Origin of the sequence: Celeribacter sp. HF31 (assembly GCF_011806455.1) — a bacterium.
Taxonomy (GTDB): domain Bacteria; phylum Pseudomonadota; class Alphaproteobacteria; order Rhodobacterales; family Rhodobacteraceae; genus Celeribacter.
Genome location: NZ_JAATOT010000003.1, coordinates 1 through 19604 on the forward strand (window position 1 = coordinate 1; position 19604 = coordinate 19604).

A 19604-nucleotide genomic window follows, 5' to 3' on the forward strand; every position below is an offset into this window, starting at 1 on the left:
TTTTACCGTGGTCAACGTGGCCGATCGTGCCGATGTTCACGTGCGGTTTCGAACGCTCAAACTTTTCCTTAGCCATATCGAGGCGCCTCTTGGATTGAAGGGGCCTGCATGCGGCCCAAAATTAACATCGCGGGCTAGGTAGTGGCTTCGCGCGGGAAAATCAAGCATCAGTTGCTATTTGTCGCCTGTTGCGCGGCTTCTTCTGCGGCCTCGGGCGCCAGAACTTCGAGCGCGGCCTTCGCCTCGTCGGCATCCGAGCTGTCGGAGGCAATCGGCTCGATGCCAAACCACTGGCCGTTTTCCTGCAACCAGCGCTCGACTTTCAGTGCGGCATTGCGGCTCAAAATCTCAAGCTGTTCCTCTTTTGTGCGCGCCAGACCGGAACCGATCAGGGTTGCGCCGGAGGTGCCTTCGAAGACGGTCAAGAGCTTGGGTTTCTCGGTCAGCTTCACGCCTTTCGAATCGTCCCAGATGTTGACCGACAGCACGAGCACGGATTTCGGCGTGAACACCACCGGAATGCCGGGGGCGGCGAGGCCATAGGCATCGACCTTGATCCCGATGTGATAAAGCTTGTCGCCATCGTAACGCCCAAAGCGCGCCTGCATCGCTTCCTTGATCGCGGCCTCGATATTGTCCTCGCTCTCAGTGCGTGAAAACGGCGCCTTCTGGGCGTCCGTCGCCACCACGACGTTATGTCCAAAGGCAAAATCTCCGAGGTCCACCAGCGGGGTGTCCTCCGTGATGACCTTCGCATCACTACAGGCCGTCAAAGCCAAAAGAGAGAGACCAAGGACAGCGCGACGCGTAAATGACAGCACGGGGGGAAACCTCCTAGATTTTCGGTCCCCTAGGGGTAGCGGCAAACTGAGCGAGGTGCAACGCTACGCCTTAGTCGCAGATCGCACGCAGGTCTGACCACTGCGCATCCGCGAGGATCGGCCGGGTGTCCTGGTCAAAGCCTGCGGCGGCGGCATGCGCCCGATCCACCCGATCGCCGAGCTTGGGGTGAGACGCCAGGTGAGAGGCGAGGCCCTCGCTGTCGCCGTACTTCTCTTTGAGCCGCTCGAACAGGGGCGCAAGCGCGCCCGGCGACACGCCAACCTTGGGCAAAAGCGCATGGGCATAGGCATCAGCGGCACTTTCGGCCTCTTGGCTATATTGCGCATTCACCAGTTGGTTGACGCTCAGAAGCACCACGGTGCCGCCAGCAAAATCGCCGAAGACCAGAGACAGCACCCCAAAGGTCCCCACGCCGCGCAGGGCGTGCCGCGTGGGGTCGCGATGGGCGACATGGCCAATTTCATGTGCGATGACGGCGGCGACCTCATCGGGGCCACCGGCCTCGTCGATCAGCCCGCGCATCACGACGATCCGCCCGCCTGGCAAAGCGAAGGCGTTGACCATATCGAAGTCGAGCACCGTGAGCCGCACCGCGTCCGGAGCCAGATCTGAGGCGCCGATCAGCGTTTGCTGCATCCGTGTCAGGGCCTCATGCCCCGCGTCATTTGTGCATTCGCGGATCGGAATATAGTCGTTTTGCGAAAAGCTTTCGCGGATGCGCTCATAGGTCTTGTCGCCCAATGCGCGCTCGCCATCGACCGGCAAACGCATCGCCAGTTGATCGGCGATGGCCGGGATCAACACGAAGACGATCAAGAGGACGGAGGCGAGAGCCCCCGCAATCAATCCGGCGATGCGGCCCTTTCCGGTCACCGGCGCGCGCCGTGTCAGGTTCGGCGCGGCGGTTTTAATCTGTGCCAACAGCGCCCCATCGCGCACGTAAAGCCGCGCCGTCGGGGACATCACATTGGTAAAAACGCCCATCGGCACCTTGCCCCAGCGCAGCTTCTGCTGCCCTTCGACATGGCGGACCTGTGACATCGGCCAGGTCACGCGCAGGGTTTCACCGGACACGACCTTGCCCCACATGTCCTCGCGCGGCTCTGCGAGATAGCTCAGCTCAAGGACGCCCTCGCCAGGCGGCATCGTCACGTAGACATCATGGCGTTTGGCCGTCTTGCCATCCACGAATTCGCAGCGCACGCCTTCAGGAGCCGCGGCCCAGGGATTTACTTGGGTGGTCATCGTCATATCGCCGCCCCCAGATCGAAGGCCTCGGCCATGCCCTCGGCCTGCCCCGCCTGATCGCGGTCACGTTGCTGGATCTGAGCCAGATGTTCGCCCCCCGTCAAAGACAGGGTCCGCGCATAGTGGCGCCAGGTTGGAAAGAGCACAAAGGTCTGACGAAACACGGAAAAGAACAACAGCGTCGCCATGTAGAGAAACAACGCAAAGGCCACGGTCAGCCCGGTGGAGGGCAGACCGTCTCCCTCACCGGCGGTGCCTTCGCTCACCGCACCCGAGGCAAATATGCCCAAATCCGCAAGTCCCGGATAGAACAGGATCAAAATCCCGGAGGCCACGGCGCCGACGACCAGCATCGCCAGCCCCGTGCAAATATTGGTCAAAAGATAGCCGCCGATGTTGATGCCCAAAATGCGCGGAAACGACAGGCGCGAGATCATCCCGACACCGCCCGCCGTCTTGTGATTGGCCAGATAGCGCAGGGCGACAACCCGATAGCGCAGATAGAAAAACAACCCGACCAAGAGCAAGAGCGGCGTGAAAGCGATCATCTGTAGCGTCTCGGTCTCTTCAAGAAAGCTGTTGTCTTTCGCCGTCGTGGTCACTTGCTGAAATGTCATATAGGCGATCATGCCGAAGGCGAGCCAGAGACACATCAACGTCGGCAGGAACGACTTCGCAAGCCCGGCCCACTTCCCGCCTTGGTGCATCCGCTGATCGCCGAAAAACGTCCGATCCGTGCGGAATTTTTCCAGCTTGAAGGTCATGCGCGGCCAGAGAAACCCAAACGTGATCAGCGTCAGAAACAGATGCCCCATCGCAACCAGCGCATATTTCCCCGCCGCCGGTTCAAGCCCGAAGCGAATGCCCCGCCAGCGGGTGCGGGCGTAGACATAGCGCTTGGCCCGATAGGAGGCGAAATAGATCAAAGGCAGGGCGATGACGGCGGCGACGAGATAGGCCTCGACCTCGTCCTGGAACACCGCGTAGGAGGCGTAAACCAGCACCAGCGCCAGCACACCGATCAGCAATGCCAGCATCACGAGCGCGATGAGAAATCCGGTGAATTTCTCGATCCCCTTGCCGACATATTCCAAAGGCGTGCCATCCGGGCGGACGGCGGACCAGAAATGCCGCCGAAGCCGGGTTTTCATCCAGAACCGATAAAAGCCGAGCGTCAGAACAGACAGCGTGGCGGTCCACAGAGACAGGCTCAAAATCGGCCCGACCCGGCCCTCGAATTCAGTTTTCAAAAGTTGCGCCACATGTCCCCCACAGGCCACTCAAGACGGTTCCACGCCAGACAAACAGCGACCGATTAAAATCAGCTGAATTTATTGTCCCGCGGGAAGCCATGCGGCGGCTGTTTGCCCACGCCAGCACGTTTTCCGAGCCATTGCGTCAGGTCTTTTTCCGTCCGCGTGTTGCCACCGCCCATAGTCCAGCTCAGGCCGTCTTCCCAATTAAAGGTGGTCAGATCGGACAGGCCGCCATCGAGTTCCAACATACCCTGGGCGCCGCGGGCCTGGTTGTATTTCTGCAAACGGACGCCTTTGCCCCGGCCCAGTTCGGGCACCTCGGAGAGCGGGAAGACGAGGAAGCGGCGGTTCTGCGACACGATGGCCACATGATCGCCCGAAATCCGGTGCACGATCACGGCCTTTTCGTCGTCCTTGACGTTCAGCACCTGCTTGCCGCTGCGCGTTTGAGCCACGATGTCTTTTTCCGCGATCTGGAAGCCGTTGCCCGCATTGGACGCCACCAAAAGACGCCCTTCGGGATCGTGTTTGAAGATGTCGACGATCTCCACCTCATTGGGCAGATCGACCATCAAACGCACGGGTTCCCCCATGCCCCGCCCGCCGGGCAGGTTGGCCGAAGACAGCGTGTAGAACCGTCCGTTCGACCCCATCACGATCAGCTTGTCCGTGGTCTCGGCGTGGAAGAGGAACCGTGGTCCGTCGCCGTCCTTGAACTTCAGTTCTCGGGTCAGGTCGATGTGCCCCGACATGGCGCGGATCCAACCCATTTGTGACAGCACGACGGTGATCGGCTCGCGCTCGATCATCGCTTCCAGCGGCACGTCTTCGACCTCGGTGGCCTCGGCGAATTGCGTGAGACGATGACCGCATTCGTAGTCCTTGCCGAATTTCTTCTTGGTCTCTTTCAACTCGTCTGAGATGCGAACCCATTGCAGTTCTTCCGAGCCCAAAAGCTCGACCAACCCGGCTTTCTCTTCGAGCAAAGCATCGCGTTCGCGGATCAACTCGATCTCTTCGAGACGCCGCAGAGACCGCAGGCGCATGTTGAGGATCGCCTCGGCCTGCACCTCGGTCAATTCGCCTTGGCCCTCTGGAGCGGGCAGAGGGCTGACGTAATCTTTCTCCGACATGGCACGCGCCACATCGCGGCCCCAAATCTCCGCCATCAAAGCGGCTTTCGGGTCGTCGTCGTAGCGGATGATGTCGATCACGCGGTCGAGATTAAGGAAGGCAATGATGAAGCCTTCGAGCACCTCAAGACGGTGGTCGATCTTTTCCAGACGGTGCTGCGAGCGGCGTTGCAACACAACACGACGGTGATCGAGCCAGGCTCGCAGCACCTCTTTGAGCGAGCACACCTTCGGCGTCCGCCCGTCGATCAGAACGTTCATGTTCAAAGAGAATCGCGTCTCAAGGTCCGAATTGCGGAACAGCGTGTTCATCAACACATCCGGGTCTACGTTCTTCGATTTGGGCTCAAGGATCACGCGAATGTCCTCGGCGCTCTCGTCGCGCACGTCGGCCAGAATCGGCACTTTCTTGGTCTGGATCAGCTCGGCCAGTTTCTCGATCAGTTTCGATTTTTGAACCTGGTAGGGAATTTCGGTCACGACGATCTGCCAGACGCCCCGCCCCAGATCCTCGACCTCCCATTTCGCGCGCAGGCGGAAGGACCCCCGCCCCGTGGCATAGGTCTTCGCCATGCTTTCACGTGGCTCGACGATGATGCCGCCCGTCGGGAAATCCGGGCCTTTGACGTAATTGAGCAGGGTCTCGTCGCGCACATCCGGCGTCTTGATCATATGCAGCGAGGCGTCGATCAGCTCGGCGATGTTATGCGGCGGAATGTTTGTCGCCATACCGACCGCGATGCCCGACGAGCCGTTGGCCAAGAGGTTGGGAAACGCAGCGGGGAGCACTTCAGGCTCGCGCAGCGTGCCGTCGTAGTTGTCTCGGTAATCGACCGCATCCTCGTTGAGACCTTCGAGCAAGGCCTCCGCCGCGATGGTCATCCGCGCTTCGGTGTAGCGGGACGCCGCAGGGTTGTCGCCGTCGATGTTGCCAAAGTTCCCCTGACCGTCGACCAGCGGATAGCGCACGTTGAAATCCTGCGCCAATCGGGCCATCGCGTCATAAATCGCGGCATCGCCATGCGGGTGATAGTTGCCCATCACGTCGCCGGAGATTTTCGCAGATTTGCGGAACCCCCCTGTCGCGGAGAGCCTCAGTTCGCGCATCGCATAGAGGATGCGCCGATGCACGGGCTTCAACCCGTCGCGCGCATCCGGCAGCGCCCGGTGCATGATCGTCGAGAGCGCATATTGCAAATAGCGCTCGCCGATCGCACGGCGCAAAGGTTCAAAGCTTTCGCCCGGAGGCGCGCCGTCGTTTTCGGGATCTTGGGTCAAATCACTGCTCATAAGGAGCATGAATAACCGTCCGCCTTCGCCCCGGCAAGCGTCCCTCTCACAGGATTTTGTCCACAGACGGTCGAAAGGTGATCCGATTTTAGGTGGAGTTTTGGAACAAGTTTCCCCGTCAAGAGTTGAGGAATCGGATATACTAGAAGCCGTAACGATATTCGGGGGTGTGTGATGCTGCGTCTTTTGGCGATGACTGCCGTTGGCCTATGGGCCTCTTTCATGGTGTTTGGGCGGGATTTGAGCCCGGAAGAACAGGCCGCGCTTGATCTGCGCCGCGCCGAGAAAACCTCTGTCTTCGCGCAACTCTCCGATACGTTCACCGACGCTTTTGGCTCTGAGGTGAAACGTCAGGGCGCTTATGTGCCGACCCTGGCCGAGTTGAAGGCCAAACGCGCCCCGACCCCGGCGGCCGCCCCTCAAAATGACAACCCCCTTGTGCAATTGGCCAGCGCTCAGATCGGCACCCCCGACATTGCCCCCACCATCGCGACCACAACCGTGGCCGATCCGGCAAAAATGGCGGCACTTTTGGCCGATCCCGTGATGGCCCCGGCCGAGACCGCAACCGACATGATCCTGCGCGAAGTCACCGCCTCCCGCGTCAACGTGCGCTCCGGCCCCTCGACCGCCAATCCGGTGATGGGCCAGGTTGTGCGCACCGAAATCGTTCGCGTGATCTCACCCGAGGAAAACGGCTGGGTCAAAATCTCCGTCGAGGGCGACGGGGTCGAGGGTTATATGGCCGCGCGCTTTTTGGCCGATGTCTCGCACTGAGCGCGAATTTTGCGATCTCGCCTGATTGGTGGATTCCCTCGTCGTCGATCATGCGATAAGCCTTTCCCGATCCTCTCGGGAAAGGCTTTTTTCATGCGCTCCATCCTCATCACCGGCTGCTCTTCCGGCATCGGTTATCATGCCGCCCATGCCTTGCAAAAAGAGGGCTGGCGGGTCTTTGCGACCTGTCGGCAAGAGGCGGATGCAGAGCGGCTTCGGGCGGAAGGCCTGGAGAGCTTTCGCCTCGATTACGAGGACCCGGCCTCCATCGCCGCTGCCTTTGACGAGACCCTGTCACGCACCGGCGGCACGTTAAATGCGCTCTTTAACAATGGCGCCTATGCGATCCCCGCGCTGGTGGAGGACCTGCCCGTCGATGCCCTGCGCCAGAATTTCGAGGCCAATCTCTTTGGTTGGCACGACCTGACGCAACGCGCGATCAAGGTGATGCGCAAACAGGGTGGCCACGGTCGCATCGTGCAATGTTCCTCCGTCATGGGGTTCATCACCACCAAATTTCGCGGCTCTTATGCGGCGACGAAACATGCGCTTGAGGCGCTCTCGACCGCAGCACGCCTTGAGCTGCGCGACACGGAGATTCACGTCTCGATCATTCAACCCGGCCCCATCGCCACGGATTTCCGCCTGAATTCACGTAAGAATTTCGACCGTTGGATCGACTGGGAAAACAGCGATCAATCGTCGCGCTATCGCCCCGTGGTGGATCGCCTCTATGCGACCGACAAATCGCCCGATCCCTTTGAGCTGCAATGCGATGCGGTGACCGCCAAGCTCCGGCGCGCGCTCAATAGCCCGCGCCCGAAAGCGCGCTATCACGTCACGAAAGTGACCACATTCTCCGCGCTTGCTTTGCGATTTTTGCCGGCACGGGCCAGCGAATGGATGATGGCAAAGGGCTGAGGCCCAGATTCGCGACTTGGGTCGCAGATATAAAAGCGCTATCACAGTCAGATAAATCCTTGGGAGGAAATGCACATGTCCGATCCGTTTCTCTATGTCATTGGCGCGGCGTGCCTCCTCGTCCTCGTCATTCTCGCGCTCGGCATCGGCCAGTTTGGGCGCGGTGGTGCCGAAGGGGCGAAACGCTCGAACAAACTCATGCAGGCCCGCATTCTCGCCCAATTGGGCGCGGTGATCCTCGTGGTCATCTTCGTGGCGCTGCGCAAATCAGGGAACTGACATGGTTGTTTTGAACAAGATCTACACCCGCACCGGCGACGCTGGCGAGACCTCACTTTCCGACATGTCGCGCGCGCCGAAATACGCCACCCGAGTCGAGGCTTACGGCACGGTCGATGAGGTCAACGCCACATTGGGCCTTGCGCGCCTGCATGCCGAGGACGAGGTGGACGCGGCCCTGTCGCGCATCCAGAACGACCTTTTCGATCTTGGCGCCGACCTGTCGCGCCCGAATTTGGACAAGGACGATGAAGCGGGCTACCCGGTCCTGCGCACCGTGCCCTCTCAGATCGCGCGTTTGGAGGCCGAGATCGACGCGATGACCGCTGTGCTCGAACCGCTGCGCAGCTTTATCTTGCCCGCTGGCACAGCGTTGTCCGCGCATCTTCACATGGGCCGCACAGTGGCTCGCCGCGCCGAACGGCTGGCCGTGGCCTTGAATGCCGAAGAATCGGGGGACGTGAACCCGGCGGCGATCAAATATCTCAACCGGCTCTCGGATTGGCTTTTCTGCGCCGCACGCATGGCCAATGACGACGGCAAAGCCGATGTGCTTTGGGTGCCGGGCGCCAATCGCTAAGCCTGCGTGCATGGCAAAAACACCGGAACACGGCGGCAGATGTTCTCTCAAACGCTGCGTCTTTGGGACGAAACGCGACGTTTTGGGGGTGTTTTCTGCGTCCGCAAACGGGTAATCACATCAGCGGAGAGCTTGAGCGCCCCCCAAAACTTTGGGCGGCACAGTCATAAGGGAGTTTACGCCTATGAAGGTTTTGGTACCTGTCAAACGGGTGATTGACTACAACGTGAAGGTCAAGGTGAAAGCCGACGGCACGGGGGTCGATCTTGCCAATGTGAAGATGTCGATGAACCCGTTCGACGAGATTTCCGTCGAAGCGGCCATTCGTCTCAAAGAGGCCGGTGTGGCCTCCGAGGTGGTGATCGTCTCCATCGGCGAGAAGAAATCTGTCGACACGATCCGCAACGCGTTGGCCATGGGCGCCGATCGCGGCATCCTGATCGAAGAGGATCAGGGCGTCGACATCGAGCCGCTCGCGGTGGCGAAAATCCTCGCCAAGGTCGTCGAAGAGGAAGCCCCCGAGCTGGTGATCCTCGGCAAACAGGCCATCGACAACGACATGAACGCGACGGGTCAGATGCTGGCCGCGCTTCTGGGGTGGGGTCAGGCGACCTTTGCCTCCGAGATGGAAATTGCGGACGGCAAAGCCGTGGTGACCCGCGAGGTCGACGGCGGTCTTCAGACCATTTCCACCCCGCTTCCGGCCATCGTGACGACCGATCTGCGCCTCAACGAGCCGCGCTACGCGTCGCTGCCGAACATCATGAAGGCCAAGAAAAAGCCGCTGGATGAGAAAACCGCCGCCGACTACGGCGTCGACACGAGCCCGCGTCTCACGGTGGTCACCACCGAAGAGCCCGCCGCCCGCGAAGCCGGGATCAAGGTCGGCTCCGTCGATGAACTTGTCGCGAAACTCAAAGAGGGAGGTCTGGTCTGATGGCTGTTCTGCTTCTCGCCGAAGTCGCGGGCGGTGCGCTCGCTGTTGATGCCACTGCCAAGGCGGCCACCGCTGGCGCCAAACTGGGCGATGTGACCGTGCTCGTTTGTGGCCCGCAAGCCGCGGGCGACGCGGCCGCGAAACTCGATGGCGTGTCCAAGGTTCTGGTCGCCGATGACGCGGCTTACGCCAACGGCCTGGCCGAAAACCTCGCCGATCTGATCGTCTCGCTGGCGGGCGATTATTCCCACATCATCGCGCCCGCGACCACCACCGGCAAAAACGTTCTGCCGCGCGTGGCCGCGCTTTTGGACGTGATGGTGATCTCGGATGTGACCGAGGTCGTCGACGCCGACACGTTCAAACGTCCGGTCTATGCGGGCAACGCGGTGCAGACCGTGAAATCCGCGGATGCGACGAAAGTCATCTCCTTCCGCACCTCGACCTTCGACGCCGCGGGCACCTCTGGCTCCGCCGCTGTCGAGACCGTGTCGGGCGCGGGCGACAAGGGCCTGTCGGCCTTCGTCGAGGACAAGGTGGTCGAAAGCGACCGCCCGGACCTGACCTCCGCCAAGATCGTCGTGTCGGGTGGTCGTGGCGTGGGCTCCGAGGAGAGCTTTGCGATCATCGAGGCACTGGCCGACAAGCTCGGCGCCGCTGTCGGCGCGTCGCGGGCTGCGGTCGACTCGGGCTATGCGCCCAACGACATGCAGGTCGGCCAGACCGGCAAGGTCGTGGCGCCTGAGCTTTACATCGCCTGCGGCATCTCGGGTGCGATCCAGCACCTCGCCGGCATGAAGGATTCGAAAGTGATCGTCGCGATCAACAAGGACGAAGAAGCCCCGATCTTCCAGGTCGCCGACTTCGGCCTCGTCGCGGATCTCTTCGATGCCGTCCCGGAATTGACCGAAAAGCTCTAAGCTTTCAAAGGTATGAAACACAAAAGGCCCGCCATTTTGGCGGGCCTTTTGCTGTCCGGCTTGCTTTAGAGATAAGGCGCAAGCGCATCCTGAAGAGCTTTGGAAGCTTTCGCATGGGCAATCGGGCCCAGCATTTCCCGCGCGGCAGGAGCGTCGAGATCGGAATAGACCATCATCTCGTAGCCCGCGTCGATCTCGTCCTGGCTCACGACCACCTCGACCACATCTTTGACCAGGGGTCGGATTTCTTCGATCATCTCGCGGTTCACAAAGAGCGGATCGCCCTCGATCGCATCGCAAGCGGCCTCGTCATCCGGGGAATGGCCGGAGAGCCACAGCAGCACGACATCGCCTTGCAGCTTGGTCGCCATGGTCCGCATCCGCGCCACCCAAGCATCGCGCAGCTCCTGGCGCACCATGAAGAATTTCTCCTCCGAGGTGACCTCCAAGGTTTGCAGGAGATGCCGCGTGAAGTTGAAATCGGTAAAGTCGATCTCGCGATAGATCGTTCGCAACAGCGTCGAGGCGCGCAGGAAACGGTCATTGCGGCGCGGATGTACCGCATAGAACCGGTTCGACATGTTATGCGCACCGGGCATTTGCAGCACCGTCACCTTGGCCTTCTTGCAGATATCCGCCACGGTTTCATCATTCAGAAACACGTCCACGCCACCATTCACACAGCCGAGGTTCACTGTCGTCGCACCGAGCCCCGCCTCAGCGAGCGTTGGAAACGGCACTTCGACGAATTTGCCATATGTTTCCGTCCCCCCCAGGAAGGCCACATAGGGATCGTCGAGATTTTTTTGCGGTCCGCGGAACAGAAGTTTCGATTTGCCGTACCGGCACGGCGTATAGTTTAAAGAGCCTTCGCCCATATTTTGGTAAGCCATGTGTCCACCCACTGGTTCTTAAATTTCACCCAACACAGAGAGTCGCAGACACAGGTTTCGAAATCGCTAAATCGCCAATTCGTTAAAAATTTTATAGGTCAGCGCCCCTGCCTTGCCCCTTGAACCCAGTATGTGGAGACGCGTAAGCTGAGCGCGAAATATATCCGAGGAGAGTGCGAGATGGAGATCAGGAAAGTCGGTATCGTCGGCGCCGGTCAGATGGGCAACGGCATCGCGCATGTCTTCGCTTTGGCGGGCTATGACGTGGTCATGAACGACATCGCGCAAGAGGCCTTGGACAAGGGGATCGCCACGGTCACCCGCAATCTGGACCGTCAGGTGTCGCGCGAGAAAATCTCCGAAAATGAACGGGATGCGGCACTTGCGCGAATCTCTACCACGCTCAATCTCGAAGAGCTGGGCCAGACCGATCTGGTGATCGAGGCGGCGACCGAGCGCGAAGACGTCAAGAACGCGATTTTCGAACAGCTTTTGCCGCATCTGAAACCCGAGACGATCCTGACCTCGAACACCTCTTCGATCTCGATCACGCGGCTGGCCTCGCGCACGGATCGGCCGGAAAAATTCATGGGGTTCCACTTCATGAATCCTGTGCCGGTGATGAAGCTCGTCGAGCTTATTCGCGGCATCGCCACCGATGAGGCGACCTACAAGACGCTTTTGGGCGTGGTCGAATCACTCGATAAAACCGCCGCCAGCGCCGAGGATTTCCCGGCTTTCATCGTCAACCGCATCCTGATGCCGATGATCAACGAGGCGGTCTATACGCTTTATGAGGGCGTCGGCTCCGTTAAATCCATCGACGAGTCGATGAAGCTGGGCGCGAACCATCCGATGGGGCCGCTGGAATTGGCCGATTTCATCGGGCTCGACACCTGTCTGGCGATCATGAACGTGCTGCATGATGGGTTGGCCGACACGAAATACCGCCCCTGCCCGCTTTTGACGAAATATGTCGAGGCCGGGTGGCTCGGACGCAAGACCCAGCGGGGCTTTTACGATTACCGGGGCGAAACGCCTGTGCCGACGCGCTAAATCGGGCGCCTATCAGAGACACAGAAGGGGCCGCGCGGGCCCCTTTTTCATGTTTGGATTTTAATCCGTGCGCCCGCCCAAAGCCAGCGTATGAGACCGCATCCAATCCATGAATTCGCGCGTCTTCGTCTGCCAGTCCTTAAGGTCGTCCGGCGTCAGCGGGTCACCGATGATCGGCGATTGCGGCTTGTCCAGCGCATGCGCAATCTCATGCAGCAAAAGCCCCTGCCGGAAGCTCGCCGCGATCTTGTCCGCGATCTGATAAAGCCGCGTGTTGCGCCCCGGGAAATAGATCGGCAGCACAGTCGCGCCGGATTTCAACACCATCTTGGCGGTGAACGGGTTCCACGGCTTTTCCTTCACCGGCCCCCACCAGCCCTCTGACGAGGCCACGGCACCCGCCGGGAAGAGGATGATCACGCCACCCGCTTTCAAAGTCTCCATCGCCTCGTTACGCATTTTGATCGAAGCGCGGTGGCTGTCTGGTTCGTGCGGGAAAGGCACCGGCAACATGAAAGGATCGATCTCGCGAATGCCGGTCAAGAGCGAGCGCGTCAGGATTTTGTAATCCGTGCGCACCTTGCCGATCAACTCCGCCATCACGAGCCCGTCCACGAGGCCGTGCGGGTGGTTCGCGACCACGACCAGAGGGCCGGTTGCTGGGATCTTGGCGATCTGCTCTTCGGGCGTCTGCACTTCGATGCCCATGACCTCCAGCGCCTGGCTGAAGAACGGCTGGCCCATCGGCGTGCCCATTTTTTCGAACCGGCGGATGCGGCGCAAAAGCGGCAGCTTTCCGGTCACCCATTCGATGGTGCGGATGATCAGAACTTTCGAGGGATCGGAAAACGTGCCCGCATAGGACAGGCGCCGCGCGTCGTATTTGACGAAATCCTCGTCGCCAGGTTTCGGAGCGTGGAGGTCCGTCACGTCGTCTTGCCCATCTTTTTGGGGGTGAGACACTTTACATATCCTCGCCAAATCTGTCCTTGATCAGGGCCTCTATGGCATCCGCCAGCGCGGCCGCCTCGGGCCCGGTCGTTGTGACGTCAATAGTCGTTCCTTTGGAAGCTGCCAACATCAAAAGCCCCATAATGCTGTCGCCAGATGTGCTCAGCCCGTCTTTGGAGACCTCGGCGCTGGCGTCAAATTCTTCGACCACTTCGACGAGTTTCGCCGAGGCGCGCGCGTGCAGCCCTTTGACATTCACGATTTCATGTGTGCGCATAACCGACGCCATCTCCCCACCTCGACTTTATTCTTGTCCGACCCGTTTAACGTCCGTGGACGTCGAAACTGTCGATATATTTTCGTCCGGCATCAAGCGCATTGCCGACCGCCTCCGCAACCGTTTTGTGCCGCGATTTCGCAAGCTTGATCAGCATCGGCAGGTTCGCGCCGTAGATGATCCGGCGGTCGTTGTGGTGACAGGCCAAAAGCGACAGGTTCGACGGGCTGCCGCCGAACATATCGGTCACCACGACCACACCATCGCCGCTGTCGACATCGTCGGCGGCGGCGCAAATCTCGCGCTGTTTGGCCGAGCGGTCATGATCCGGCTCGATCGAAATCGCTTCGATGCCCACCTGTTTGCCAACAACATGCTCAACCGCCGCGAGATATTCGCGGGCCAGTCCCCCATGTGCGACGATCACAATTCCGATCACGTAAGCATCCCCGGTCAGAGGCCGCTCTGGCGGCGTTCAAGTTCCCTGTGTCTTATTGACACTTGCCAATTATGTTCTGCAAGGGCTTTGGATAGAATTTCCGCGAGCGTCACCGATCTGTGTTGCCCACCAGTACACCCAAAGGCGATTGACAGGTGCTTTTTACCCTCATCGCGGTAGGCGGGCAGCAAAAGCAGCGTCAGCTCCAGAATTTTCTGGAAAAACGCCTCAAAGCGCGGATCGCGTTTCACGTAGTCCTGAACACGTGAATCCGTGCCGTTCAGGGTCCGCAGACTCTCGTCCCAATAGGGGTTGGACAGAAAGCGCACGTCGAACACCATGTCGACGCCGCGCGGCATGCCGCGTTTGTAGGAAAAACTGTGGACCGAGAGCGCCATATCCGCCTCGCGCCCTTCGGCGAACCAGCGTTCGATCTCGTCGCGGAGCTGGTGCGGTGTCATCTCCGAGGTGTCGATCAGAATGTCGGCCCGCGCCCGGATCGGCACCAAAAGGTCGATCTCGCGCGCCACCCCGTCCTGCGCGGTCTCAGCCGGCGCCAGAGGGTGGCGACGGCGGGTTTCGGAATAGCGCCGGATCAGCACCTCGGGCGCGCAATCGAGGTAAAGCACCTCCGCCTCGTGGTTCGGATCGCGGGTCAGATCGTCGATCACCTCGATCAGCCCGTTGACCGAAAAATCGCGGTTGCGCACGTCGAGGCCCAGCGCCAGAGGCTTGGTCAGTCCACCACCTTCCAAAAGCCGCGGCAGGATCGAGATCGGCAGGTTGTCGATGACCTCATAGCCAAGATCTTCGAGCGTATTGATCGCGGTAGAGCGCCCCGCGCCCGACGGTCCGGTCACCAGAACCACGCGGTGGGGGGATTTCGATTGCGGGATCGACATCTCTGCGGGCGAGGTCACGCGCATCGGCCTCCTTTGAGCCATTGGATCAGGGCGGGGGCGAATTGCGGCCCGTCGACCCGGTAGAACAGGGGAATCGAGACCCCGATGAGAGCCTTTTCGCGCCGGGGTGGCAAGCGCTCTGTTTCGACCTGTGCCAAGTCGACCACAGCGCGCAATCGGGTGTGCGATAGACACTCTGCTGTCAACAGCCCGACCCCGCGCGCTTCGATCATCCCGGAGAGCGTTTCAGGCGCTGTCGCCATGAGATCATCCGCATCGCGTGTCAGAATGGTGCGGTCGTCGGACACCAGCCTGGCGCCCAAAGCCATCATCGTGAGCGACAGGGTCGATTTCCCACTGCCCGACGGCCCGATGATCAAGAGCCCGCTGTCGGAATCCAGCGCAACACAGGAGGCATGAAGGTTCACCTCCTCCTGCGCGGGGCTCACACCGGCAAACCCACGACGAAACGGGCGCCCAGCGGATCGGAGGTGATGTCTGCATCGGTCGGGCGAATGTTCTCGGCCCAGATCACACCGCCATGCGCCTCAATGATCTGTTTCGAGATCGCAAGGCCAAGACCGGAGTTGTTGCCGAACTGGCCTTCGGGACGCTCCGAATAGAAGCGTTTGAAGATTTTCGTCAGCGCCTCTTCCGGGATACCCGGCCCGGTGTCTTCGACCACGATCAGCACACGGTGATCCCGCTTGCGGACCCAGACCCGAATGGCGTCGCCATCCTCACAAAACGAGATCGCATTGGTGATCAGGTTGACAAACACCTGCGCCAGACGCGCTTCGAGCCCCGAAATCATGATCGGCTTGTCCGGCATGTCCGCGATGAATTCGACGCCTTTTTCCTGCGATTCCTGCGACAGGTAGTCGATCAGGTTCGTCAGCATCTGGATGAGGTTGAATTCTTCTTCCTCTTCCTTGACCAACTCACTGTCGAGGCGCGAGGCATTGGAGATGTCGGAGACAAGACGATCCAGGCGGCGCACATCATGCTCAATCACATCGAGCAGCTTGATGCGATGCTCTTCCTTCTTGATCATCCGTAGTGACCCCACCGCAGAGCGCAAAGACGCCAGCGGGTTCTTGATCTCATGCGCCACGTCGGCGGCAAACTGTTCGTTGGCGTCGATCCGGTCGTAAAGCGCGGAGACCATGCCACGAAGCGCCGAGGACAGGCGGCCGATCTCATCCGGACGGCCCGAGAGATCAGGGATACGCACCCGGCCCGGCGCCACTTTGCGGCTGTTCTTGTCGCGGCCAATTTCCGCGGCGGCGGCCAGATCGGCCAGCGGGTTGGCGATCGTTGAAGCCAGCACAAGGCTCAACCCGATTGAGACCAGAATGGCGATGACGAAGACTTGCAGGATTTGTTCGCGCTCGACACGAACCAGGTCGTCGATCTCGCCCTTGGCGGAGACAAGCCCGATCACACCGATGGTCTCTCCGGTCTCATCCAGGGTGATGGGCGCGGCCACCGTAAAGACCGTGGAACCTTCGGCATTCACGCTGGTGTTGACGTGGATTTCGTCATTCAGCGCAAGCGCGGCAAGTCCCGCGACATGCTCTTCGTAATCCTCAAAGCTCTCCTGACCGTTGCCCTTGGCAAAGGTGATCGCCGACCAGATTTTGTTCAGGAAGTCGGAGATGACGGTCGAGCGACCTTCCTCGCGCAGCCCGGCGACATTCGTTGGCGCAGCCCGTGGCATGCCCTCGGTCGAGGCGATGAGAACCCCGGCCCGATCGTAGATATACACATTGTCGCGCAGAGGCATTTCCAGCACCTGGAGCACGTTTGACACATCGTCGGAACCGTCGCTGACACTAAGCTGCCCATCTGCCCCGGCCGTCACCTCAAGCATATCGGCAACCAGCGCCGCCTCCGTCACCATGGCACTTTCACGTTGCAGCACGAGACTGTCTCGGAACGGATTGAGGTAGAGGATACCCGCGACCATGAGGATGATCGCGACGAGGTTGAAGGTGATGATCTTCTGCGCCAGAGGTGAGCGGTTCACCGCGATGAAACTGCGGCGCCGCCGCTTTTCACGCAGCTCCACATCAGCGGTGCGCGGCGCAATCCAATCGTCACCGAGAACGACATCCGCGTTCTCGGAGCTGGACTTGCCCGAACGATCCATACCGGAAGCCAGGGTCATTACTCCTCGTTATACCTGTACCCGATGCCGTAAAGCGTTTCGATGGCCGAGAAATCCCCATCGACGGAGCGCATTTTCTTGCGCAGGCGCTTGATGTGGCTGTCGATGGTGCGGTCGTCGACATAGACCTGATCGTCATAGGCCACATCCATCAACTGATCGCGCGATTTCACAAAGCCCGGACGTTGAGCGAGCGCCTGAAGCAACAGGAATTCGGTCACGGTCAGGGTGACATCGAGACCCTTCCATTTCACCGCATGGCGCAGCGGATCCATTTCCAACTCGCCGCGGACCAGCACCTTGGTATCTTCGGTTTCGGCCACGTCGATGCCCGCAATCGCCTCTTGGCGGCGCAAAAGCGCACGGATGCGTTCGACCAGAAGACGCTGCGAAAACGGTTTCTTGACGTAATCGTCAGCGCCCATACGCAGGCCCAGCACCTCGTCGATCTCATCGTCTTTCGAGGTCAGAAAAATCACCGGCATGTTGGTTTTCTGACGCACACGCTGCAACAGATCCATGCCGTCCATGCGCGGCATCTTGATGTCGAAGACCGCCATGTCGGGAAGGCGTTTGTTGAACGCATCCAGAGCCGACTGGCCGTCATTATAGGTTTCAACCTCGAACCCTTCGGCCTCAAGCGTCATGGATACGGAAGTCAGGATATTCCGGTCGTCGTCTACCAAGGCGATACGGGACATAGTCGGTTTCCTTCAACTGCTCAACTGGTTCATTTTTTGTGCTATCTTCCGTGTTTCGACAGCTCAAATCAAGCGAAACCACGAATCAGGGTCCGGGGTTAAAGCCATAGAAACCTGAAAGTTTCAAGGAATGGCTAATATGTCTCACCTTCGTGCTTATCCCTTATGCAGATTGGCTTTGCGGACCGCCCCTCAGCGAGTGTTTGCGCTACCCCACAAGTGGTTGCGCTAACCTTTGATCTCGCGCCTGTTTACGCGCAGCGCAAGCGTGATATAGCAACTCCGTTGGCACATGTGTTGCCCATCCGCGAATGGCCCTTTCGCGGTACAGAATTCTATATCCAAAGACGCCGGCAAGGACACGGCGAGGGAGTTTGCATATGACAACCGGACGCGTGAACCCGGCTTTCACCCTTGAAGACCAAGGCATTACCGGACTTGGCAATGTCTATTACAACCTTCTCGAGCCGGCCCTCATCGAAGAAGCCATCAAGCGGGGCGAAGGCGCACTTGGCAAAGGCGGTTCTTTCCTGGTGAGCACCGGCAAGCACACCGGCCGGTCCCCGAAAGACAAATTCGTCGTTCGTACCGCAGATGTCGAAGACACCATCTGGTGGGAAAACAACACCCCGATGGACCCCGCGAAATTCGACGTTCTGCACGCCGATATGCTCGAGCACATGAAGGGCAAGGATTTCTACGTTCAGGACCTTTACGGCGGCGCCGACCCGGCCAACCAGCTTGACGTGCGCATGATCACCGAGCTGGCCTGGCATGGCCTCTTTTGCCGCACCATGCTGCGTCGCCCGGATCTCAAGGCTCTCGACGATTTCACCGCGGACTTCACGGTCATCAACTGCCCGTCCTTCAAGGCGGATCCGGAGAAACACGGCTGTCGTTCCGAAACGGTTGTCGCGCTGAACTTCGAGAAAAAGCTGATCCTGATCGGCAACACCGAATATGCGGGCGAAAACAAGAAGGGCGTGTTCACCCTGCTGAACTACATCCTTCCGGGCAAAGGCATCATGGCGATGCACTGCTCCGCCAACCACGCGCCGGACAATCCTGTCGACACCGCGATCTTCTTTGGTCTCTCCGGCACCGGCAAGACCACGCTCTCCGCCGACCCGTCCCGCGTGCTGATCGGCGATGACGAACATGGCTGGTCCGACAAGGGCACTTTCAACTTCGAAGGTGGCTGCTACGCCAAGACCATCAACCTCTCCGCCGAGGCAGAGCCGGAAATCTACGCGACCACGTCGAAATTCGGCACCGTGATCGAGAACATGGTCTATGACGAGCACACCAAGGATCTGGATTTCGAAGACAGCTCCCTGACCGAGAACATGCGCTGCGCTTACCCGCTGCACTACATCTCCAACGCCTCTGAGACGGCGATGGGCGGTCATCCGAAGAACATCATTCTTCTGACCTGTGATGCGTTTGGCGTTCTGCCTCCGATCGCGCGCCTGACGCCCGCTCAGGCGATGTACCACTTCCTCTCCGGCTTCACCTCGAAGACCCCGGGCACCGAAGTGGGCGTCGTGGAACCGATCCCGACCTTCTCCACCTGCTTTGGCGCGCCCTTCATGCCGCGTCGCCCGGAAGCCTATGGCAACCTGCTGCGTGAGAAGATCGCGAAACATGGTGCAACCTGCTGGCTCGTTAACACCGGTTGGACCGGTGGCGCATTTGGCACCGGCTCGCGGATGCCGATCAAGGCGACCCGCAACCTGCTGCACGCCGCGCTTGAAGGCACGCTGGCCGAGGTCGAATTCCGCAAGGACGACAACTTCGGCTTCGACGTTCCGGTCTCCGTGCCGGGCGTGGCCGATGTGCTCCTGGACCCGCGCCGCACCTGGGCCGACAAAGAGGCCTTCGATGCGCAGGCTGAGAAACTGGTCCATATGTTCAAAGAGAACTTCGAACAGTACCTGCCCTACATTGATGAGGACGTGAAGGCCGCCGCCATCGGCTAAGGCCTTTCCTCACCTCACGAAGTGACGCCCCGGCCCAGATGGTCCGGGGCGT

The 19604-nt window shown here is 60.0% G+C and carries 20 protein-coding genes; 8 read left to right on the forward strand and 12 right to left on the reverse strand.

Translation table 11 applies throughout. The annotated features are described in order from the left end of the window. Window positions 1-167: 167 nt before the first annotated feature. From HCZ23_RS06150 to HCZ23_RS06165, 4 genes are all read right to left on the reverse strand, one after another. Window positions 168-821, reverse strand: a complete 654-nt coding sequence (locus HCZ23_RS06150; RefSeq protein ID WP_167600852.1) for a hypothetical protein — start codon at window positions 819-821, stop codon at window positions 168-170. A 70-nt stretch (window positions 822-891) separates the two neighbouring features. After that, the gene (locus HCZ23_RS06155) at window positions 892-2094 is read right to left on the reverse strand and encodes a M48 family metallopeptidase (protein ID WP_167600853.1); all 1203 of its coding nucleotides are present in this window, start codon (window positions 2092-2094) and stop codon (window positions 892-894) included. After that, on the reverse strand, window positions 2091-3341 hold the full coding sequence (locus tag HCZ23_RS06160; protein WP_167600854.1) for a YjgN family protein: 1251 nt from the start codon (window positions 3339-3341) through the stop codon (window positions 2091-2093). Before HCZ23_RS06160 ends, HCZ23_RS06155 begins: the two co-directional genes overlap by 4 nt. Window positions 3342-3412: 71 nt before the next feature. Next, a complete protein-coding gene (locus HCZ23_RS06165) occupies window positions 3413-5770 on the reverse strand; it encodes a DNA topoisomerase IV subunit A (RefSeq protein WP_167601370.1) in 2358 nt (785 codons plus the stop codon). A 174-nt stretch (window positions 5771-5944) separates the two neighbouring features. Between HCZ23_RS06165 and HCZ23_RS17970 the strand changes: the two genes are divergently transcribed. From HCZ23_RS17970 to HCZ23_RS06195, 6 genes are all read left to right on the forward strand, one after another. Beyond that, on the forward strand, window positions 5945-6547 hold the full coding sequence (locus HCZ23_RS17970; protein ID WP_254869967.1) for an SH3 domain-containing protein: 603 nt from the start codon (window positions 5945-5947) through the stop codon (window positions 6545-6547). A gap of 93 nt (window positions 6548-6640) precedes the next feature. Then, window positions 6641-7468 carry an SDR family NAD(P)-dependent oxidoreductase gene (locus HCZ23_RS06175; protein ID WP_167600855.1) on the forward strand — a complete coding sequence of 276 codons (828 nt, stop codon included), beginning with the start codon at window positions 6641-6643 and terminating at the stop codon, window positions 7466-7468. A gap of 75 nt (window positions 7469-7543) precedes the next feature. Then, window positions 7544-7747 (forward strand): twin transmembrane helix small protein, encoded by a 204-nt coding sequence (locus HCZ23_RS06180; protein WP_167600856.1) that lies wholly within the window; start codon window positions 7544-7546, stop codon window positions 7745-7747. Between the two features lies 1 nt (window position 7748). Further along, window positions 7749-8327: a cob(I)yrinic acid a,c-diamide adenosyltransferase gene (locus HCZ23_RS06185; protein ID WP_167600857.1), complete on the forward strand. Its 579-nt coding sequence runs from the start codon at window positions 7749-7751 to the stop codon at window positions 8325-8327. 184 nt (window positions 8328-8511) lie between these two features. After that, a complete protein-coding gene (locus tag HCZ23_RS06190) occupies window positions 8512-9264 on the forward strand; it encodes an electron transfer flavoprotein subunit beta/FixA family protein (RefSeq protein ID WP_167600858.1) in 753 nt (250 codons plus the stop codon). Beyond that, window positions 9264-10184: an electron transfer flavoprotein subunit alpha/FixB family protein gene (locus tag HCZ23_RS06195; protein WP_167600859.1), complete on the forward strand. Its 921-nt coding sequence runs from the start codon at window positions 9264-9266 to the stop codon at window positions 10182-10184. The genes HCZ23_RS06190 and HCZ23_RS06195 overlap by 1 nt, the downstream gene beginning before the upstream one ends. 65 nt (window positions 10185-10249) lie before the next feature. Here HCZ23_RS06195 and HCZ23_RS06200 read toward each other — a convergent pair whose 3' ends face one another. Next, on the reverse strand, window positions 10250-11077 hold the full coding sequence (locus HCZ23_RS06200) for a DUF6473 family protein (RefSeq protein ID WP_167600860.1): 828 nt from the start codon (window positions 11075-11077) through the stop codon (window positions 10250-10252). Between the two features lie 180 nt (window positions 11078-11257). Between HCZ23_RS06200 and HCZ23_RS06205 the strand changes: the two genes are divergently transcribed. Then, entirely contained in the window at window positions 11258-12133 is an 876-nt protein-coding gene (locus HCZ23_RS06205) for a 3-hydroxybutyryl-CoA dehydrogenase (protein WP_167600861.1), read from the forward strand. 60 nt (window positions 12134-12193) lie between these two features. Here the strand turns inward: HCZ23_RS06205 and HCZ23_RS06210 are convergent, their stop codons facing one another. From HCZ23_RS06210 to HCZ23_RS06240, 7 genes are read right to left on the reverse strand one after another with little or no spacing between them, the layout of a single operon-like run. Continuing rightward, a complete protein-coding gene (locus HCZ23_RS06210; protein ID WP_368487306.1) occupies window positions 12194-13063 on the reverse strand; it encodes a lysophospholipid acyltransferase family protein in 870 nt (289 codons plus the stop codon). A gap of 34 nt (window positions 13064-13097) precedes the next feature. Further along, window positions 13098-13361: an HPr family phosphocarrier protein gene (locus tag HCZ23_RS06215; protein WP_254869970.1), complete on the reverse strand. Its 264-nt coding sequence runs from the start codon at window positions 13359-13361 to the stop codon at window positions 13098-13100. A gap of 46 nt (window positions 13362-13407) precedes the next feature. After that, window positions 13408-13800 carry a PTS fructose transporter subunit IIA gene (locus HCZ23_RS06220; protein WP_167600864.1) on the reverse strand — a complete coding sequence of 131 codons (393 nt, stop codon included), beginning with the start codon at window positions 13798-13800 and terminating at the stop codon, window positions 13408-13410. Window positions 13801-13814: 14 nt separating this feature from the next. Next, the gene (gene rapZ / locus HCZ23_RS06225) at window positions 13815-14726 is read right to left on the reverse strand and encodes an RNase adapter RapZ (protein ID WP_254869971.1); all 912 of its coding nucleotides are present in this window, start codon (window positions 14724-14726) and stop codon (window positions 13815-13817) included. Further along, window positions 14717-15151 carry an HPr kinase/phosphatase C-terminal domain-containing protein gene (locus tag HCZ23_RS06230; RefSeq protein WP_167600865.1) on the reverse strand — a complete coding sequence of 145 codons (435 nt, stop codon included), beginning with the start codon at window positions 15149-15151 and terminating at the stop codon, window positions 14717-14719. Before HCZ23_RS06230 ends, rapZ begins: the two co-directional genes overlap by 10 nt. Then, window positions 15148-16872 carry a sensor histidine kinase gene (locus HCZ23_RS06235; RefSeq protein ID WP_167600866.1) on the reverse strand — a complete coding sequence of 575 codons (1725 nt, stop codon included), beginning with the start codon at window positions 16870-16872 and terminating at the stop codon, window positions 15148-15150. The genes HCZ23_RS06230 and HCZ23_RS06235 overlap by 4 nt, the downstream gene beginning before the upstream one ends. After that, the gene (locus HCZ23_RS06240; RefSeq protein WP_167600867.1) at window positions 16872-17573 is read right to left on the reverse strand and encodes a response regulator transcription factor; all 702 of its coding nucleotides are present in this window, start codon (window positions 17571-17573) and stop codon (window positions 16872-16874) included. The genes HCZ23_RS06235 and HCZ23_RS06240 overlap by 1 nt, the downstream gene beginning before the upstream one ends. Window positions 17574-17953: 380 nt before the next feature. Between HCZ23_RS06240 and HCZ23_RS06245 the strand changes: the two genes are divergently transcribed. Then, window positions 17954-19552, forward strand: coding sequence for a phosphoenolpyruvate carboxykinase (locus HCZ23_RS06245; protein WP_167600868.1), 1599 nt, complete (start codon window positions 17954-17956; stop codon window positions 19550-19552). Window positions 19553-19604 lie beyond the last annotated feature (52 nt).

Excerpts from the sequence above, each read along its gene's own strand:
- HCZ23_RS06155 (WP_167600853.1), bottom strand. The coding sequence starts at position 2,094 with ATGACGATGACCACCCAAGTAAATCCCTGGGCCGCGGCTCCTGAAGGC.
- HCZ23_RS06165 (WP_167601370.1), bottom strand. The coding sequence starts at position 5,770 with ATGAGCAGTGATTTGACCCAAGATCCCGAAAACGACGGCGCGCCTCCG.
- HCZ23_RS17970 (WP_254869967.1), top strand. The coding sequence starts at position 5,945 with ATGCTGCGTCTTTTGGCGATGACTGCCGTTGGCCTATGGGCCTCTTTC.
- HCZ23_RS06175 (WP_167600855.1), top strand. The coding sequence starts at position 6,641 with ATGCGCTCCATCCTCATCACCGGCTGCTCTTCCGGCATCGGTTATCAT.
- HCZ23_RS06180 (WP_167600856.1), top strand. The coding sequence starts at position 7,544 with ATGTCCGATCCGTTTCTCTATGTCATTGGCGCGGCGTGCCTCCTCGTC.
- HCZ23_RS06185 (WP_167600857.1), top strand. The coding sequence starts at position 7,749 with ATGGTTGTTTTGAACAAGATCTACACCCGCACCGGCGACGCTGGCGAG.
- HCZ23_RS06190 (WP_167600858.1), top strand. The coding sequence starts at position 8,512 with ATGAAGGTTTTGGTACCTGTCAAACGGGTGATTGACTACAACGTGAAG.
- HCZ23_RS06195 (WP_167600859.1), top strand. The coding sequence starts at position 9,264 with ATGGCTGTTCTGCTTCTCGCCGAAGTCGCGGGCGGTGCGCTCGCTGTT.
- HCZ23_RS06200 (WP_167600860.1), bottom strand. The coding sequence starts at position 11,077 with ATGGCTTACCAAAATATGGGCGAAGGCTCTTTAAACTATACGCCGTGC.
- HCZ23_RS06205 (WP_167600861.1), top strand. The coding sequence starts at position 11,258 with ATGGAGATCAGGAAAGTCGGTATCGTCGGCGCCGGTCAGATGGGCAAC.
- HCZ23_RS06215 (WP_254869970.1), bottom strand. The coding sequence starts at position 13,361 with ATGCGCACACATGAAATCGTGAATGTCAAAGGGCTGCACGCGCGCGCC.
- rapZ (WP_254869971.1), bottom strand. The coding sequence starts at position 14,726 with ATGCGCGTGACCTCGCCCGCAGAGATGTCGATCCCGCAATCGAAATCC.
- HCZ23_RS06235 (WP_167600866.1), bottom strand. The coding sequence starts at position 16,872 with ATGACCCTGGCTTCCGGTATGGATCGTTCGGGCAAGTCCAGCTCCGAG.
- HCZ23_RS06240 (WP_167600867.1), bottom strand. The coding sequence starts at position 17,573 with ATGTCCCGTATCGCCTTGGTAGACGACGACCGGAATATCCTGACTTCC.
- HCZ23_RS06245 (WP_167600868.1), top strand. The coding sequence starts at position 17,954 with ATGACAACCGGACGCGTGAACCCGGCTTTCACCCTTGAAGACCAAGGC.